The organism is Desertibacillus haloalkaliphilus, from assembly GCF_019039105.1.
Lineage (GTDB): Bacteria > Bacillota > Bacilli > Bacillales > KJ1-10-99 > Desertibacillus > Desertibacillus haloalkaliphilus.
Genome location: NZ_JAHPIV010000230.1, coordinates 1 through 403 on the forward strand (window position 1 = coordinate 1; position 403 = coordinate 403).

Sequence of the window (403 nt, forward strand, 5' to 3'; positions counted from 1 at the left end):
GGTGGGCCTAAGTGGACTCGAACCACCGACCTCACGCTTATCAGGCGTGCGCTCTAACCAGCTGAGCTATAGGCCCACGATGTTATATTGGTGTTATTCAAAAGAAGAGAACCTGTTTCTTCCTGTACTAGCTGAGTCAATGGTGGTGATCCGCCGAAACAACTCGTAGTTCATTCAAAGAAGATTCACTCGTAGCTGAGCTATAAACCCCAAAGAGATTACTCTCTCAAAACTGAACAAAAGCACAAGCGTCACTTACATAGGATGTGTTGACTTCGATGTTAGTCACAGGACGTGACTGCCTTTCATCGAAGTTCCTTTATAAGTGTCGACTAGAGTTAAACTCCATAGAAAGGAGGTGATCCAGCCGCACCTTCCGATACGGCTACCTTGTTACGACTTC

The 403-nt window shown here is 46.2% G+C and carries 1 tRNA gene and 1 rRNA gene; both read right to left on the minus strand.

Annotated elements, in window-relative coordinates:
• Nucleotides 1-2: 2 nt before the first annotated feature.
• Nucleotides 3-76: transfer RNA gene (locus KH400_RS21685), tRNA-Ile, on the minus strand.
• Nucleotides 77-351: 275 nt separating this feature from the next.
• Nucleotides 352-403: ribosomal RNA gene (locus KH400_RS21690) — 16S ribosomal RNA — on the minus strand; the annotation flags it as partial.